Here is a 14,641-nt window from a genome sequence, read left to right on the forward strand (position 1 = left end):
TTCAGTCAGAACCCGGACTTATCCGCGTTCTTCGATGATCTGCACCAGATGGCTGATCTTATTGACCATACCGCGCACCGAGGGCGTGTCTTCCAGCTCACGCGTGCGGTTCATCTTGTTCAGGCCCAGACCCTTGAGGGTCGCGGTCTGGATCGCCGGGCGGCGGGCAGCCGAGGCCACCTGCTTCACCACGATGGTTTTCTTCGGAGCATCAGCCATGATCACGCCTCCACGGTTTCGGCCGCAGCGGCATCAGCGGTGGGCTTGTTCAGGATATCGGCCACCTTCTTGCCACGACGCTGCGCGACCTGACGGGGGCTGGTTTCCTGACGAAGACCATCGAGGGTCGCGCGGATCATGTTGTAGGGATTCTGCGAACCGATGGATTTCGCCACCACGTCCTGAATGCCCAGCATCTCGAATACGGCGCGCATCGGACCACCGGCAATGATGCCGGTCCCCGCCACGGCCGTGCGCATCACGACTTTCCCGGCGCCGTGGCGCCCTTCCATGTCATGATGCAGCGTGCGGCTGTCCTTCAGCGGCACCCGGATCATCTGGCGCTTGGCCTGCTCGGTCGCCTTGCGGATCGCCTCGGGCACTTCCTTGGCCTTGCCCTTGCCGAAGCCGACACGACCGCGCTGATCGCCCACCACGACCAGAGCCGCAAAGCCGAAGCGTTTGCCGCCCTTGACCGTTTTGGAGACGCGGTTGATCGCAACCAGACGATCCTGGAATTCCGGGGTCTCCTCCGCGCGATCGCGGCGGTCCCGACGGTTTTCTTCTCTTGCCATCTGACTACTCCTCAGAACTTCAGGCCGCCTTCACGGGCAGCCTCGGCCAAAGCCTTGATCTTCCCGTGAAAGAGGAAACCGCCACGATCGAAATAGCATTCTTCGATCCCGGCCTTCTTGGCCCGCTCGGCAATCGCGGCACCGATCTTGGACGCGGCTTCGACATTGTTCTTGCCCATCAGCCCCAGATCCTTTTCGAGGGTCGAGGCTGCGGCAAGGGTCACGCCGTTCACGTCGTCGATCAGCTGAACGCTGATATTCTTGCTGGACCGATGGACCGACAGACGCGCACGCCCATTTGCCATCGCCTTGATTTTGTTCCGGACGCGCAAGCGGCGCTTGAGGAACAGCTGTCTTTTGTTGTTCGCCATTTTTGCGCCCCTTACTTCTTCTTGCCTTCCTTGCGGAAGACGTATTCATCCTTGTAGCGGATCCCTTTGCCCTTGTAGGGCTCGGGCTTGCGCCATTCACGGATGTTCGCCGCAACCTGACCAACAAGTTGCTGATCGGTGCCTTCCACAACGATTTCGGTCTGCTTCGGCGCCGTCACGGTCACACCGGCGGGCACTTCGAAGTTCACTTCATGGCTGTAACCCAGCGAAAGCTTCAGCACATTCCCGGCGATTGCGGCACGATAGCCGACGCCCTGGATTTCCAGCTCTTTCCGGAAGCCGGTGGTCACGCCCTGCACCAGATTGTCGATCTGGCTGCGGGTCATGCCCCATTGCTGACGCGCCCGTTTGGACGTGCCGCGCGGTTTCACGGTGACGGTATCGCCTTCGATGGCGATGGTCACATCGTCGGTCGCGCCGAAGCTGCGGGTACCTTTCGGACCCTTCACTTCGATGGTCTGGCCGGACAGGGAGGCAGTAACCCCCTTGGGCAGCTCGACCGGTTTCTTCCCAATACGAGACATCTTGCCCTCCTCAGAACACGGTGCAGAGCACTTCGCCGCCAACATTGGCAGCCCGTGCATTCGCGTCCGACAGCACACCCTTGGGCGTGGAGACGATGGAGACACCCAGACCGTTGCGCACGGACGGGATATCGTTGACGCCCATATAGACGCGGCGGCCCGGCTTCGAGACGCGCTTGAGGTCACGAATGACCGGCGTGCCTTCGAAATACTTGAGCGAGATCACCAGTTCACCCTGGCCGTTCTCGGTCTCGTTGCGCTCATATCCGCGGATATACCCTTCGGATTGCAGCACATCCAGAACCCACGCGCGCAGTTTGGACGCGGGGGTGGAGACGGTCGATTTGCCACGCATCTGCGCATTGCGGATGCGGGTCAGCATATCGCCGAGAGGATCGTTCATCGACATGGACCGGCCTCCTTACCAGCTGGACTTGACCATGCCGGGGATCTGACCGAATGAGGCCAGGTCCCGCAGCATGATGCGCGAGAGTTTGAGCTTGCGGTAATACGCATGCGGACGACCCGTCAGCTGGCAGCGATTGTGCAGCCGGACAGCAGAGGAGTTGCGGGGCAGTTGCGCCAGTTTGAGCGTTGCCTTGAAACGCTCCTCCATCGGACGCGACTGGTCTTCGATCACCGCCTTCAGTTCAGCGCGCTTGCCAGCATATTGCTTGACCAGCCGGGCGCGCTTCACTTCGCGGTTCACCATGGATTTCTTTGCCATATCTCGTGATCCTCGCTTACGACGTGAAGGGCATGTTGAATTGCTTCAACAGCGCCTTGGCTTCGGCATCGGTTTTCGCGGTGGTGCAGATGATGATGTCCATGCCGAGGATCTCATCGACCTTGTCGAAGTTGATCTCGGGGAACACGATCTGCTCCTTCAGGCCCATGGCGTAGTTGCCACGACCATCGAAGGACGTGCCTTTCACGCCGCGGAAGTCGCGGACGCGGGGCAGCGCGATGGTGATGAGACGGTCGAGGAATTCGTACATCCGGTCGCCGCGCAGCGTGACCTTGCAGCCAAGCGGCATTTCCTCACGCACGCGGAAGCCGGCGATCGACTTCTTGGCATGGGTGACGACGGCCTTCTGACCGGCAATCGCGGACAGTTCCTCGGCGGCCTGCTTGACCTTCTTGGTGTCCTTGACTGCCTCACCGACGCCCATGTTCAGGACGATCTTGTCCAGACGCGGGATCTGCATGTCATTCTTGTACGAGAATTCCTGCTTCAGCGCCGGACGGATCGTGTCCTTGTACAGCGTCTTGATGCGGGGGGTATAGCTGGTCTGGTCGAGCATCAGATCGTCTCCCCGGTGGTCTTGGCGAAACGCACCTTCTTGTCGTCTTCCATGCGGAAGCCGACGCGGGTGGCTTTCCCGTTCGCGTCGAGAAGACCAAGATTCGACAGGTCGATCGGCATCGCCTTGGGGATGCGGCCGCCCTGATTGGATTGCGATTGCTTGGTGTGGCGGATGGCGATGTTGACGCCGTCCACGATGGCCTTGTTCTCGGCTGGCATCACAGAGGTGATTTCACCTTGCTTGCCCTTGTCCTTGCCGGCGAGAACGACGACCTTGTCACCCTTTTTCAGCTTGGCAGCCATCTTACAGCACCTCCGGGGCGAGCGAGATGATTTTCATGAAGTTCTTTGCGCGCAGTTCGCGCACGACCGGCCCGAAGATACGGGTGCCGACCGGTTCGCCCTGATTGTTCAGGATGACGGCGGCATTGCGGTCGAAACGGATGGCGGTGCCATCCTCACGACGGACTTCCTTGGCGGTGCGAACGACAACGGCCTTGCGGACATCACCCTTCTTCACGCGACCGCGCGGAATGGCTTCCTTGACCGACACCACGATGATGTCGCCCACGGATGCATAGCGGCGGTGTGAACCGCCCAGAACCTTGATGCACTGAACTCGGCGTGCGCCGGAGTTGTCAGCAACATCCAGATTGGTCTGCATCTGGATCATTTGGTTTCTCCCGACCTTTGGAGACGTGGTTCACGCCCCAGGGTTTCGACATGTCTTGACGCTGGGATCACGCTTGCGCGTCGATCACAACCGTCCAGCGTTTGGTTTTCGAAATCGGCGCACATTCCTCGATACGGACCGTATCGCCGACCTTGTACTTGTTCTCCGCATCATGGGCGCGGTATTTTTTCGACTTCCGAACCGTCTTTTGCAGCAGCGGATGCTTGAAACGACGTTCCACCGAAACGGTGATGGTCTGCTCGTTCTTGTCCGAGGTCACGGTGCCTTGCAGGATACGTTTGGGCATGTCGCGGCTCCTCAGTTCGCGGTGGCGGCTTCAGCCGCCTTCTGGTTCAGAACCGTCTTGATCCGCGCGGCTTCGCGACGGACGGTGCGCATGCGCGCGGTGTTCTCAAGCTGGCCGGTGGCCTGCTGGAAACGCAGGTTGAAGGCTTCTTTCTTCAGCGCGACCAGCTGATCACGCAATTGGTCGGGCGTCTTGGCCCGGAGTTCTTCGGCGCTCATGCGCTTTTCCTTCTTCAAAACACCAGAGGGCCCCGGAACGGGTCACCTGCGACCTGGTGGATCATTGATAAACACGCGAATCCCGGCTGGCCGGAATCGCGGATGGCGCTGCATACGGGAGGTGCAAGCGGAAGGCAAGGGGAAGTTGCCGTCGCGCGGGCGGCGCCAGATCAGGGAATGTGCGCACTCCAACTGTCGGGTTCGCCCTGACAAGCTGTCGTGCAAGCCTTCGGTCAAGGCAAACAGACCATGCAGCGTCGCGTCACGGTCACACCAGCACACATGCGCGCAAACCGCAACCGACGTACACGGCCTCTTTCATTGATCAAATTCACTGGCTGGCAGAACCGCCCTCTCTCGTCAGGCGTTCACCGATACGAACCATGGTCTTGCCATACCAATTGCCGCCGCGTTCCTTTGCACGGTATTGAAAGGCGCGCAGGAAGGGGATCTTGGACAGCTCGGGCGCGGAAATCGCCAACAGATCGTCATTTGCCCTGTCCGTTATGCGATACTGCAAGGGAAGCGAGATCGCACGCTCAATCAGATAGCGGTCATTGAAAGGCGAGATATAGAAGTGATGGGTCAATCCATACATCTTGCCACCCTGCGACGATGCCAGATACAACTCATTGAAAATCATGTCATAGGGTTTTGTCTTCAGCGAACCCAAGGTCTCATACCATTCCAGGTAATGCGGCATCCAGCGTTCCGATAACTCGTCGGAATTGCCCGACCCACCTGTGATGAGCAGGCGCTTGATCCCATGCTCCGGGTCATGGGTTTCCGGTGTAATGGCACCATTCTTCCAGTGACTCGCCTGCATGAGGTCCATCACATTGCCCCGGATATGCCAGAGCCCCGGAGGCTGATGCCGGATCAACCCGTAAACCACTTCATTGGGTGGAGTACCCGTCATTCCGTTCGCGATCATGTAGTCGCGCGTCGCCACTCTGCGTTTGAAACGTCCATTCAACGCAGTTTTCGGGAAATCATCGACATCATAGATGTGATAGGGAAGCCCCATCTTCTCGGCAACGAGTGAACCTACGGCACAGTCGAGTCGCGAGTTGAAATGATGTCCAAAGGCAAAAAACTCACTGACTTGGTCAAGATGGTCGCGGCCAGCCGCCACAAGATTACGGGAGTCGCGACCCGCCGAAATCGGCATCACGCAGGGACGCGCCGAAACCAGGGTTCTCATGGTGCGCGCCAGACGATCCCGGATCTCCTCCAGCGCTGCGGGCGCTTCCTCAAGCGGGATATGAAACTCCTGTCCCTCCTTCGGCCAATGACGGCAATGGGTGAAATCGGAAAGATCAAGATAATGGTTCGGCAAAAGCCGACGCAGCCCCGCATCCGATGTATGCTGCAATGTGTAATTGCCCCTGCCGGCGAAGATCAGTTCTTCATCAAAAAGGGGATTGGGCTCCCTGTCGCGATCAAGGGCAAGCAAGACCGTAGATGCAACCGTCCGCGTCTTCGGGTCATAGACCGCGCCAAGCGCCGACACGGGGTCGATATAGATCCGTGCCTTGGTTCCACTTGTGATCATGACGATGTAGCGGCCTGCAAGCCCTTCGATCAGTCCTTCTGCCTTCGATAGAAAGGACTTCTCCGAGTTGGAAACAGCCAGATTGAGCGAGGATTCGATCAACCCACCATCAGGATGCAATGCGGCACCAAGCACCCAGCCAACGGCTCGCTGTCTGGAATCAAGGATCGGCGTCAAGGGCAAGGCCGAACCGGAATACAAGGTCCAATCGGAACCGAGCCGCTGGATTGAGAAACCGGGAAGCCGAAGATCGGGATTTTTGCTGAGCAGGAACTGATACTTGAACAATGACGTGAAATCGGCACCCGCAGCGATACATTCCTTCTCTGCGGTGGTCATTCCCTTCAGCATAAACATTCCTCACTCATCCCTACCCCGGCAAAGGGGAATACAAATCAAACCTCTGTTCCGGTCAATGATAGATCAGTTCCCGGACCCCGGCAATCACCAGCCGGAGGCACGCAAGCCTTCCGTGCACCCGTAGAACGAAACACGCCCGCCGGATGACCGGCGGGCGTGTTAAATGCATTCTTCCAGGCAGTCACCAGTCTTCGCGAACCACGACGCGGGTGGTGACCGGAAGTTTCATCGCGCCAAGACGCAGGGCCTCACGCGCGATGACTTCGTTCACGCCGTCGATCTCGAACATGACGCGACCGGGTTTGACCTTGGCCGCCCAGTAATCGGTCGAGCCCTTGCCTTTACCCATCCGAACCTCGGTCGGTTTCGACGAGACCGGAACATCCGGGAAAATCCGGATCCAGACCCGGCCCTGACGTTTCATGTGGCGGGTGATCGCGCGGCGGGCCGCTTCGATCTGCCGCGCGGTGACGCGCTCGGGCTCGGTCGCCTTGAGACCATAGGTGCCGAAGTTCAGAAGGAACCCGCCCTTGGCCTCGCCGTGGATCCGGCCCTTGTGCTGTTTGCGGAACTTCGTCCGTTTAGGTTGCAGCATCGTGCTTCTCCCTTACGCGCGCTCGCGGCGCGGCTGACGCGGAACCGCGCCTTCCTGTGCCTCGGCATGGCGGCGGTCATGTGCTTGCGGATCATGCTCAAGGATCTCGCCTTTGAAGATCCAGACCTTCACACCGATGATGCCATAGGGGGTCTTGGCCTCATGCAGTGCATAGTCGATATCCGCGCGCAGCGTGTGCAGCGGAACGCGACCCTCACGATACCATTCGGTCCGGGCGATCTCGGCCCCGCCAAGGCGGCCCGAAACATTCACCCGGATCCCCAGCGCGCCCATCCGCATGGCGTTCTGCACGCCGCGCTTCATGGCACGGCGGAAAGACACCCGGCGTTCCATCTGCTGCGCGATGGATTCAGCGACCAGTTTCGCATCCATCTCGGGCTTGCGGACCTCAACGATGTTGAGATGCAGTTCCGAGCTGGTGAAAGCCGTCAGCTTCTTGCGCAGACCTTCGATATCCGCGCCTTTCTTGCCGATGATGACACCCGGACGGGCAGCATGGATCGTGACGCGGCACTTCTTGTGCGGGCGCTCGATGATGACCTTCGACACGCCGGCCTGCTTGGCCTCTTCATGGATGAAGTCGCGCATGCGCAGGTCTTCCAGCAGCAGATTGCCGTAATCCTTGCTGTCCGCGAACCAGCGGCTGTCCCAGGTCCGGTTGACCTGGAGGCGCATCCCGATGGGGTTTACCTTCTGTCCCATTATGCAGACTCCCCGGTTTGACGCACCTTGATGGTCAGCTGGCTGAACGGTTTCATGATCTTGCCAAACCGGCCACGCGCCCGCGGACGACCCCGCTTCAGCGTCAGGTTCTTGCCGCAATAGGCTTCGGCCACGACCAGATCATCCACGTCAAGACCGTGGTTGTTCTCGGCATTGGCAATCGCCGATTGCAGGCATTTCTTCACATCGGCCGCGATCCGTTTCTTCGAGAAGGTCAGATCGGCAAGCGCCTTGTCCACCTTCTTGCCGCGGATCAGCGCGGCCACGAGATTGAGCTTCTGCGGCGAGGTGCGAAGCATGCGCGCAAGCGCCATCGCTTCGTTATCGGCCACGCGGCGCGGGTTCTTTTCCTTACCCATGGCTTACTTCCTCTTGGCTTTCTTGTCGGCGGCGTGACCGTAATAGGTCCGCGTCGGCGAATATTCACCGAACTTCTGGCCGATCATTTCCTCGGACACCGCGACGGGGATGTGCTTCTTGCCGTTGTAAACGCCAAAGGTCAGCCCGACGAATTGCGGCAGGATGGTGGAACGGCGCGACCAGATCTTGATCACCTCGTTTTTGCCCCCTTCGCGCGACTTCTCGGCCTTTTTCAGGACGTAGCCATCGACGAACGGGCCTTTCCAGATTGAACGTGCCATGGATCAGCGCCCCTTCTTCGCGTTGCGCGAACGGACGATATACTTGTCCGTGGTCTTGTTCTTGCGGGTCTTGGCGCCCTTGGTGGGCTTGCCCCACGGGGTCACCGGGTGACGGCCGCCCGAGGTGCGGCCTTCGCCGCCGCCATGCGGGTGGTCGATCGGGTTCATCGCGACACCGCGAACGGTCGGGCGAACGCCCTTGTGGCGCATCCGGCCCGCTTTGCCGAAATTCTGGTTCGAGTGGTCGGCATTCGACACCGCACCCACGGTCGCCAGACATTCCTGACGGACCATGCGCAGTTCACCCGAGGACAGCCGGATCTGCGCATAGCCGCCATCGCGGCCAACGAATTGCGCATAGGTTCCGGCGGCACGGGCCAGCTGACCACCCTTGCCGGGCTTCAGCTCGACATTGTGCACGATCGTCCCGATCGGCATACCCGAGAAGGGCATCGCATTGCCGGGCTTCACGTCGGTCTTGGAACCGGCGATCACAGAGTCACCGACAGCCAGACGCTGCGGCGCGAGGATATAGGCCAGTTCGCCATCCTCATATTTCACCAGCGCGATGAAGGCGGTTCGGTTGGGATCGTATTCGATCCGCTCGACGACTGCCGCCATGTCGAACTTGGTGCGCTTGAAGTCCACAACGCGGTACAGGCGCTTTGCCCCGCCGCCCTTGTGCCACATCGTGATCCGTCCGGTATTGTTCCGACCGCCCGATTTGGTCAGACCCTCAACGAGGGACTTGACCGGGCGGCCTTTCCAAAGCTCCGAACGGTCGATCAGAACCAGCCCACGCTGGCCAGGCGTCGTCGGCTTATACGACTTGAGTGCCATGCTCTCTGTCTTCCGTCAGCTTGAGGATCGCATCAGATGCGATCCGGGTGTGTAGGGCTCCGTAGATCCCCGATTGAAAAAATCCGCGGCCCCGGAAAACCGGGGCCGCAAGATTCGCCTTGCTTTATCAAAGCCCGGTAGTGACGTCGATGGTGTTTCCATCCTCAAGCGTCACATAGGCCTTCTTCTTGTCGGACCGAACGCCCGGACGACCCCGGAACCGCTTGGCCTTGCCCTTGGTGATGGTGGTGTTGACCGCCTTCACCTTGACGCCAAAAACGGCCTCGACCGCTTCCTTGATCATCGGCTTGGTCGCATCCATCGCCACCTGAAAGACAACGGCATTGGCCTCCGAGGCCAGGGTTGCCTTTTCGGTGACGATCGGCTTGCGGATCACTTCATAATGTTCGGGTTTCGCGCTCATTTCAGGTCACCTTTCCCGAGACGGGCCTCAAGTGCTTCGACACCCGCCTTCGTGATCACAAGCTGATCGCGCTTCAGGATGTCATAGACATTCGCGCCGATGGTCGGCAGCACGTCCACGGTCTCGATATTGCGGCAGGCGAGGGCAAAATTGCCGTCGATTTCCGCACCGTCGATGATGAGAACCCGCTTCCAGCCCAGTTCCTTGACCTTCTTGGCCAGGACCGAGGATTTCGCTTCGGTCAGCGCGATGCTGTCGATGATGATCAACTCACCCGCCTTGGCCTTGGCCGACAGCGCGTGACGCAGACCCAGCGCACGGAACTGCTTGGGCAGATCATGCTCGTGGCTGCGCGGGGTCGGGCCCTTGTAGACACCACCCTTGCGGAAGATCGGTGCCTTGCGGGACCCGTGGCGTGCGCCGCCGGTGCCCTTCTGGCGATAGATCTTCTTGGTCGAATAGCTCACATCCGACTTGCCCAGCGTCGAGTGGGTGCCGGCCTGGGCCTTGGCCCGCTGCCAGCGCACCACACGATGCAGGATGTCGGCGCGCGGCTCGAGGCCGAACAGCGCATCGTCCAGATCAATGGAACCGGCAGAGCCGCCGTCCAGCTTGATGACATCAGCCTTCATTCTTCTCGCCTCCATCCGCCGGGGTCTCGGCATCGGCGGAAATCTCCGCCTGTGCTGCCTCAAGCGCCGCTTCTTCTGCTGCTGCCTGCTCGGCCGCCAGCGCTTCGGCGCGGGCTGCTTCTTCAGCCGCTGCAGCCGCTGCAGCCTCTTCCGCCGCCTTGCGGGCCGCTTCAGCCGCCGAACGCAGGGCTGCGGGCAGGATCACATTGGCCGGAACCGGCTTCTTGACCGCATCCTTGACCGTCACCCAGCCGCCGCGCGATCCGGGAACCGCGCCCTTGACCATGATCAGGCCACGGTCGCTGTCGGTGCGCATCACCTGCAGGTTCTGGGTGGTCACACGGACCGCGCCCAGATGACCGGCCATCTTCTTGCCCTTGAACACCTTGCCAGGATCCTGGCACTGACCGGTGGAGCCGTGCGAACGGTGGCTGATCGACACACCGTGGCTGGCCCGCAGACCGCCAAAGTTGTGACGCTTCATCGCACCGGCAAAACCCTTACCGATCGAGGTGCCCGCGACATCGACATACTGACCCTGGAAGTAGTGGTCAGCCGTGATTTCCTCACCGACGCCGATCAGGCAATCAGGGGTCACGCGGAATTCGGCAATCTTGCGCTTGGGCTCCACATTCGCCTTGGCGAAATGGCCGCGCATCGCAGCCGTGGTGCGCTTGGCCTTGGCAGTGCCCGCGCCCAGCTGAACGGCGGTGTAGCCATCCTTGTCGGCGGTACGTTGTGCCACGACCTGCAGATTGTCGAGTTGAAGGACGGTCACAGGGATCTGTTTTCCGTCCTCGAGGAACAGCCGGGTCATGCCCAGTTTCTTTGCAATAACGCCAGAGCGCATGGTCATGCCCCCTTAAACTTTGATTTCGACATCAACGCCCGCCGCAAGGTCGAGCTTCATCAGCGCGTCCACGGTCTGGGGCGTCGGATCGACGATGTCGAGAAGGCGCTTATGCGTGCGGATTTCCCACTGGTCGCGCGACTTCTTGTCGATATGCGGACCACGCAGAACCGTGAATTTCTCGATCTTGTTCGGCAGCGGAATCGGGCCGCGCACTGTTGCGCCGGTCCGCTTGGCGGTGTTCACGATTTCCTGCGTGCTGGCATCCAGAACGCGGTAATCGAAGGCCTTGAGCCTGATACGGATAGTCTGACCTTGCATGTCATGCCCCTCGGGCTTGGCGGGAAGCGGGGGGCGCGAACGCCCCGCCGCCCCTCTTCCAGATTGCGGATTATTCGATGATTTTCGAGACGACGCCCGCGCCGACGGTACGGCCGCCTTCACGGATGGCGAAGCGCAGCTTCTCTTCCATCGCGATCGGCGCGATGAGCGAGACGTTGAACTTCAGGTTGTCGCCCGGCATCACCATTTCGGTGCCTTCCGGCAGTTCCACCGTGCCCGTCACGTCGGTCGTGCGGAAGTAGAATTGCGGACGGTAGTTCGCGAAGAACGGCGTGTGACGGCCGCCTTCTTCCTTGGTCAGGATATAGGCCTCGGCCTCGAACTTCGTATGCGGCTTCACCGAGCCGGGCTTGCACAGCACCTGGCCGCGCTCGATGCCCTCACGGTCGACACCGCGCAGCAGAAGGCCCACATTGTCGCCCGCCTCGCCCTGATCCAGCAGCTTGCGGAACATCTCGACGCCGGTGCAGACGGTTTTCTTGTTCGGGCGGATGCCGACAATCTCGACTTCCTCGCCGACCTTGACCACGCCACGCTCGATCCGGCCGGTGGCAACCGTGCCGCGGCCCGAGATCGAGAACACGTCCTCGACCGGCATCAGGAAGGGCTGGTCGACCGCACGGGCCGGTGTCGGGATGTATTCATCCACAGCCGCGATCAGCGCACGGATCGAGTTCTCGCCGATTTCCGGATCACGGCCTTCCATCGCCGCCAGCGCCGAACCCTTGATGATCGGGATATCGTCGCCGGGATAGTCGTAGGAGGACAGAAGCTCGCGGATTTCCATTTCCACCAGTTCGATCAGTTCCTCGTCATCCACCTGATCGACCTTGTTCATGTAGACGACCATGTAGGGAATGCCGACCTGACGGCCCAGCAGGATGTGTTCGCGCGTCTGCGGCATCGGGCCGTCAGCGGCGTTCACAACCAGGATCGCGCCATCCATCTGCGCCGCACCCGTGATCATGTTCTTCACATAGTCGGCGTGGCCGGGGCAGTCGACATGCGCATAGTGACGGTTCGCGGATTCGTATTCCACATGCGCCGTCGAGATCGTGATCCCGCGCGCCTTCTCTTCCGGCGCGCCGTCGATCTGGTCATAGGCCCGGAATTCGCCGAAATACTTCGTGATCGCCGCCGTCAGCGTCGTCTTGCCATGGTCAACGTGACCGATGGTCCCGATGTTAACATGCGGTTTGTTGCGTTCAAACTTTGCCTTGGCCATGATGGCTACTCCTCATCTCGTTGTTGCGGGCGGCGGGGTAAACCCCGCCCTACAGGGGTGGTAGGGCGGGGTTCTCCCCGCCACACCGTCAAGCGTATTTCTTCTGGATTTCCTGGCTGATATTGTCCGGAACCGTGTCGTAATGGTCGAATTCCATCGAGAACACGGCCCGTCCCGAGGTCATCGAGCGCAGGGTATTGATATAGCCGAACATGTTGGCCAACGGCACCATGCCGGCAATGGCATTGGCATTGCCGCGGGTGTCCTGTCCGTTGATCATGCCCCGACGCGAGGTCAGGTCACCGATCACACCACCGGTATATTCCTCCGGTGTCACGACCTCGACCTTCATGATCGGTTCCAGCAGCTTCGCCCCGGCTTTTTTCAGGCCTTCGCGCATGGCTGCCCGCGCGGCGATTTCAAAGGCGAGCACCGAGGAGTCGACGTCATGGAACGCCCCGTCGATCAGTTGCACCTTGAAGTCGATGACCGGGAAGCCCGCCAGCGGACCGGAATCCATGACCGACTTGATGCCCTTTTCGACGCCGGGGATATATTCCTTCGGCACCGCACCACCAACGATCTTGGACTCGAAGGAATATCCTTCGCCCGGCTCGGTCGGCGAGATGATGAGCTTCACGCGCGCAAACTGACCGGTGCCCCCGGTCTGTTTCTTATGCGTGTAGTCGATCTCGTATTCCCGCGAAATCGTCTCACGGTAAGCCACCTGCGGCGCACCGATATTCGCCTCGACCTTGAACTCGCGACGCATGCGGTCGACGAGGATGTCGAGGTGAAGTTCGCCCATGCCCTTCATGATGGTCTGACCGGATTCGATATCGGTCTCCACCCGGAAAGACGGGTCTTCGGCAGCCAGGCGGGCCAATGCGATGCCCATCTTTTCCTGGTCGGCCTTGGTTTTCGGCTCCACCGCGATCTCGATCACCGGGACCGGGAAGGTCATGGTTTCCAGAACAACCGGGCCCGCAGGATCACACAGCGTGTCCCCGGTGGTGGTTTCCTTCAATCCGCCAAGCGCGATGATGTCCCCTGCGAACGCTTCGGAGATTTCCTCACGTTCGATGGCGTGCATCATCATCATGCGGCCAACGCGCTCTTTGCGCTGCTTGGTCGCATTCAGCATCGCGTCGCCCTTGGCCAACTTGCCCGAATAGATCCGGGTGAAGGTCAGCGAGCCCACGAAGGGGTCGTTCATGATCTTGAAGGCCAGCGCCGAGAAGGGCTGCGCGTCATCGGCCGAACGGGCAATGCTGCGGGTTTCAGTCTCGTCGCCCGGCGCAAAGCCCATATAAGGCGGCACGTCCAGCGGCGAGGGCAGATAGTCGATGACCGCGTTCAGAAGGGGCTGCACGCCCTTGTTCTTGAACGACGAGCCCGCCATCACCGGCACAAAGTCGATGGCCAGCGTGCCCTTGCGGATCAGTTCGCGCAGCTTTTCCGGAGAAGGCTCATTGCCCTCCAGATAGGCTTCCATCGCCTCGTCATCCTGCTCGACCGCGGTTTCCAGCAGATTCATCCGCCATTCGACGGCCTCATCCTGCAGTTCGGCACGGATCGGCTGGCGCACCCAGGAGGCGCCCAGATCTTCGCCCTGATAGACCCACTCTTCCATGGTGACGAGGTCGATGATGCCTTCCAGCTTGTCCTCGGCCCCGATCGGCAGGACGATCGGAACGGCATTGGCGCCGGTCCGGTCCTTGATCATGCGTACGCATTTGAAGAAATCCGCGCCGGTCTTGTCCATCTTGTTGACGAACACGATCCGCGGAACTTCGTAGCGGTCGGCCTGACGCCAGACCGTTTCGGTCTGCGGCTCAACGCCCGCATTGCCGTCCAGCAGCACGACCGCGCCATCCAGAACGGCGAGCGAACGCTCCACCTCGATGGTGAAATCGACGTGGCCGGGGGTGTCGATGATGTTGAAGCGGAACTTCTCGCCAACATCACCGGTCACGCCGGAATCAATTGTCCGGTTCCAGAACGTGGTCGTCGCAGCCGAGGTGATCGTGATGCCACGCTCCTGCTCCTGCTCCATCCAGTCCATCGTGGCGGCGCCGTCATGGACTTCGCCGATCTTGTGGGACTTGCCGGTGTAGTAAAGGATACGTTCCGAAGTCGTGGTCTTGCCCGCGTCGATATGGGCGATGATCCCGAAATTCCGGTAACGCTCGAGAGGATAGTCGCGTGCCATTTTGTCC

Annotated in this window: 23 protein-coding genes; all 23 read right to left on the minus strand. The window is 60.4% G+C overall.

Features of this window, described 5'->3' with window-relative positions:
- Positions 1-18: 18 nt before the first annotated feature.
- Positions 19-219, minus strand: a complete 201-nt coding sequence (gene rpmD / locus JL811_RS14175) for a 50S ribosomal protein L30 (protein WP_202689365.1) — start codon at positions 217-219, stop codon at positions 19-21.
- Positions 220-221: 2 nt separating this feature from the next.
- Positions 222-794: a 30S ribosomal protein S5 gene (rpsE, locus tag JL811_RS14180; protein WP_202689366.1), complete on the minus strand. Its 573-nt coding sequence runs from the start codon at positions 792-794 to the stop codon at positions 222-224.
- A gap of 11 nt (positions 795-805) precedes the next feature.
- Positions 806-1,165, minus strand: coding sequence for a 50S ribosomal protein L18 (rplR, locus tag JL811_RS14185; RefSeq protein ID WP_202689367.1), 360 nt, complete (start codon positions 1,163-1,165; stop codon positions 806-808).
- A gap of 11 nt (positions 1,166-1,176) precedes the next feature.
- A complete protein-coding gene (rplF, locus tag JL811_RS14190) occupies positions 1,177-1,710 on the minus strand; it encodes a 50S ribosomal protein L6 (RefSeq protein WP_202689368.1) in 534 nt (177 codons plus the stop codon).
- A gap of 10 nt (positions 1,711-1,720) precedes the next feature.
- On the minus strand, positions 1,721-2,119 hold the full coding sequence (rpsH, locus tag JL811_RS14195; RefSeq protein WP_202689369.1) for a 30S ribosomal protein S8: 399 nt from the start codon (positions 2,117-2,119) through the stop codon (positions 1,721-1,723).
- Positions 2,120-2,131: 12 nt separating this feature from the next.
- A complete protein-coding gene (rpsN, locus tag JL811_RS14200; RefSeq protein WP_202689370.1) occupies positions 2,132-2,437 on the minus strand; it encodes a 30S ribosomal protein S14 in 306 nt (101 codons plus the stop codon).
- A gap of 16 nt (positions 2,438-2,453) precedes the next feature.
- Positions 2,454-3,014, minus strand: a complete 561-nt coding sequence (rplE, locus tag JL811_RS14205) for a 50S ribosomal protein L5 (RefSeq protein ID WP_202689371.1) — start codon at positions 3,012-3,014, stop codon at positions 2,454-2,456.
- Entirely contained in the window at positions 3,014-3,319 is a 306-nt protein-coding gene (gene rplX, locus JL811_RS14210; RefSeq protein ID WP_202689372.1) for a 50S ribosomal protein L24, read from the minus strand. The genes rplE and rplX overlap by 1 nt, the downstream gene beginning before the upstream one ends.
- 1 nt (position 3,320) lies before the next feature.
- A complete protein-coding gene (gene rplN, locus JL811_RS14215; RefSeq protein ID WP_022705624.1) occupies positions 3,321-3,689 on the minus strand; it encodes a 50S ribosomal protein L14 in 369 nt (122 codons plus the stop codon).
- Between the two features lie 67 nt (positions 3,690-3,756).
- Positions 3,757-3,996, minus strand: coding sequence for a 30S ribosomal protein S17 (rpsQ, locus tag JL811_RS14220; protein WP_202689373.1), 240 nt, complete (start codon positions 3,994-3,996; stop codon positions 3,757-3,759).
- A gap of 11 nt (positions 3,997-4,007) precedes the next feature.
- Positions 4,008-4,214, minus strand: coding sequence for a 50S ribosomal protein L29 (gene rpmC, locus JL811_RS14225; RefSeq protein WP_202689374.1), 207 nt, complete (start codon positions 4,212-4,214; stop codon positions 4,008-4,010).
- Between the two features lie 331 nt (positions 4,215-4,545).
- The gene (locus tag JL811_RS14230; RefSeq protein ID WP_202689375.1) at positions 4,546-6,126 is read right to left on the minus strand and encodes a hypothetical protein; all 1,581 of its coding nucleotides are present in this window, start codon (positions 6,124-6,126) and stop codon (positions 4,546-4,548) included.
- 184 nt (positions 6,127-6,310) lie between these two features.
- Positions 6,311-6,724 carry a 50S ribosomal protein L16 gene (gene rplP, locus JL811_RS14235; RefSeq protein WP_202689376.1) on the minus strand — a complete coding sequence of 138 codons (414 nt, stop codon included), beginning with the start codon at positions 6,722-6,724 and terminating at the stop codon, positions 6,311-6,313.
- Between the two features lie 12 nt (positions 6,725-6,736).
- Positions 6,737-7,447: a 30S ribosomal protein S3 gene (gene rpsC, locus JL811_RS14240; RefSeq protein WP_202689377.1), complete on the minus strand. Its 711-nt coding sequence runs from the start codon at positions 7,445-7,447 to the stop codon at positions 6,737-6,739.
- Positions 7,447-7,827 carry a 50S ribosomal protein L22 gene (gene rplV, locus JL811_RS14245; protein WP_202689378.1) on the minus strand — a complete coding sequence of 127 codons (381 nt, stop codon included), beginning with the start codon at positions 7,825-7,827 and terminating at the stop codon, positions 7,447-7,449. Before rplV ends, rpsC begins: the two co-directional genes overlap by 1 nt.
- Before the next feature lie 3 nt (positions 7,828-7,830).
- Positions 7,831-8,109 (minus strand): 30S ribosomal protein S19, encoded by a 279-nt coding sequence (gene rpsS / locus JL811_RS14250; protein ID WP_202689379.1) that lies wholly within the window; start codon positions 8,107-8,109, stop codon positions 7,831-7,833.
- A gap of 3 nt (positions 8,110-8,112) precedes the next feature.
- Positions 8,113-8,949: a 50S ribosomal protein L2 gene (gene rplB, locus JL811_RS14255; RefSeq protein ID WP_202689380.1), complete on the minus strand. Its 837-nt coding sequence runs from the start codon at positions 8,947-8,949 to the stop codon at positions 8,113-8,115.
- A 127-nt stretch (positions 8,950-9,076) separates the two neighbouring features.
- A complete protein-coding gene (locus tag JL811_RS14260; RefSeq protein ID WP_202689381.1) occupies positions 9,077-9,373 on the minus strand; it encodes a 50S ribosomal protein L23 in 297 nt (98 codons plus the stop codon).
- Complete coding sequence (gene rplD, locus JL811_RS14265) at positions 9,370-10,005, minus strand: 50S ribosomal protein L4 (RefSeq protein WP_202689382.1); 636 nt, start codon at positions 10,003-10,005, stop codon at positions 9,370-9,372. The genes JL811_RS14260 and rplD overlap by 4 nt, the downstream gene beginning before the upstream one ends.
- On the minus strand, positions 9,995-10,855 hold the full coding sequence (rplC, locus tag JL811_RS14270; protein WP_202689383.1) for a 50S ribosomal protein L3: 861 nt from the start codon (positions 10,853-10,855) through the stop codon (positions 9,995-9,997). Before rplC ends, rplD begins: the two co-directional genes overlap by 11 nt.
- A 12-nt stretch (positions 10,856-10,867) precedes the next feature.
- Positions 10,868-11,176, minus strand: coding sequence for a 30S ribosomal protein S10 (gene rpsJ / locus JL811_RS14275; protein ID WP_103259193.1), 309 nt, complete (start codon positions 11,174-11,176; stop codon positions 10,868-10,870).
- 70 nt (positions 11,177-11,246) lie between these two features.
- Positions 11,247-12,422, minus strand: coding sequence for an elongation factor Tu (gene tuf / locus JL811_RS14280; protein ID WP_202689384.1), 1,176 nt, complete (start codon positions 12,420-12,422; stop codon positions 11,247-11,249).
- Between the two features lie 88 nt (positions 12,423-12,510).
- The gene (gene fusA / locus JL811_RS14285) at positions 12,511-14,634 is read right to left on the minus strand and encodes an elongation factor G (RefSeq protein ID WP_202689385.1); all 2,124 of its coding nucleotides are present in this window, start codon (positions 14,632-14,634) and stop codon (positions 12,511-12,513) included.
- Between the last annotated feature and the right edge of the window lie 7 nt (positions 14,635-14,641).

It is taken from the genome of Szabonella alba, assembly GCF_016765775.1.
In the GTDB taxonomy this organism is placed as follows: domain Bacteria; phylum Pseudomonadota; class Alphaproteobacteria; order Rhodobacterales; family Rhodobacteraceae; genus Szabonella; species Szabonella alba.

Bases quoted from the DNA above. Each gene is read 5' to 3' on its own strand.
- rpsQ (WP_202689373.1), bottom strand. From the start codon at position 3,996: ATGCCCAAACGTATCCTGCAAGGCACCGTGACCTCGGACAAGAACGAG.
- rpsE (WP_202689366.1), bottom strand. From the start codon at position 794: ATGGCAAGAGAAGAAAACCGTCGGGACCGCCGCGATCGCGCGGAGGAG.
- rplB (WP_202689380.1), bottom strand. From the start codon at position 8,949: ATGGCACTCAAGTCGTATAAGCCGACGACGCCTGGCCAGCGTGGGCTG.
- JL811_RS14260 (WP_202689381.1), bottom strand. From the start codon at position 9,373: ATGAGCGCGAAACCCGAACATTATGAAGTGATCCGCAAGCCGATCGTC.
- rplR (WP_202689367.1), bottom strand. From the start codon at position 1,165: ATGGCGAACAACAAAAGACAGCTGTTCCTCAAGCGCCGCTTGCGCGTC.
- rplN (WP_022705624.1), bottom strand. From the start codon at position 3,689: ATGATCCAGATGCAGACCAATCTGGATGTTGCTGACAACTCCGGCGCA.
- rpsH (WP_202689369.1), bottom strand. From the start codon at position 2,119: ATGTCGATGAACGATCCTCTCGGCGATATGCTGACCCGCATCCGCAAT.
- rpsC (WP_202689377.1), bottom strand. From the start codon at position 7,447: ATGGGACAGAAGGTAAACCCCATCGGGATGCGCCTCCAGGTCAACCGG.
- JL811_RS14230 (WP_202689375.1), bottom strand. From the start codon at position 6,126: ATGTTTATGCTGAAGGGAATGACCACCGCAGAGAAGGAATGTATCGCT.
- rplX (WP_202689372.1), bottom strand. From the start codon at position 3,319: ATGGCTGCCAAGCTGAAAAAGGGTGACAAGGTCGTCGTTCTCGCCGGC.
- rpmD (WP_202689365.1), bottom strand. From the start codon at position 219: ATGGCTGATGCTCCGAAGAAAACCATCGTGGTGAAGCAGGTGGCCTCG.
- rpsS (WP_202689379.1), bottom strand. From the start codon at position 8,109: ATGGCACGTTCAATCTGGAAAGGCCCGTTCGTCGATGGCTACGTCCTG.
- rpsN (WP_202689370.1), bottom strand. From the start codon at position 2,437: ATGGCAAAGAAATCCATGGTGAACCGCGAAGTGAAGCGCGCCCGGCTG.
- rplE (WP_202689371.1), bottom strand. From the start codon at position 3,014: ATGCTCGACCAGACCAGCTATACCCCCCGCATCAAGACGCTGTACAAG.
- fusA (WP_202689385.1), bottom strand. From the start codon at position 14,634: ATGGCACGCGACTATCCTCTCGAGCGTTACCGGAATTTCGGGATCATC.
- rplC (WP_202689383.1), bottom strand. From the start codon at position 10,855: ATGCGCTCTGGCGTTATTGCAAAGAAACTGGGCATGACCCGGCTGTTC.
- rplD (WP_202689382.1), bottom strand. From the start codon at position 10,005: ATGAAGGCTGATGTCATCAAGCTGGACGGCGGCTCTGCCGGTTCCATT.
- rplF (WP_202689368.1), bottom strand. From the start codon at position 1,710: ATGTCTCGTATTGGGAAGAAACCGGTCGAGCTGCCCAAGGGGGTTACT.
- tuf (WP_202689384.1), bottom strand. From the start codon at position 12,422: ATGGCCAAGGCAAAGTTTGAACGCAACAAACCGCATGTTAACATCGGG.
- rplP (WP_202689376.1), bottom strand. From the start codon at position 6,724: ATGCTGCAACCTAAACGGACGAAGTTCCGCAAACAGCACAAGGGCCGG.
- rpsJ (WP_103259193.1), bottom strand. From the start codon at position 11,176: ATGCAAGGTCAGACTATCCGTATCAGGCTCAAGGCCTTCGATTACCGC.
- rpmC (WP_202689374.1), bottom strand. From the start codon at position 4,214: ATGAGCGCCGAAGAACTCCGGGCCAAGACGCCCGACCAATTGCGTGAT.
- rplV (WP_202689378.1), bottom strand. From the start codon at position 7,827: ATGGGTAAGGAAAAGAACCCGCGCCGCGTGGCCGATAACGAAGCGATG.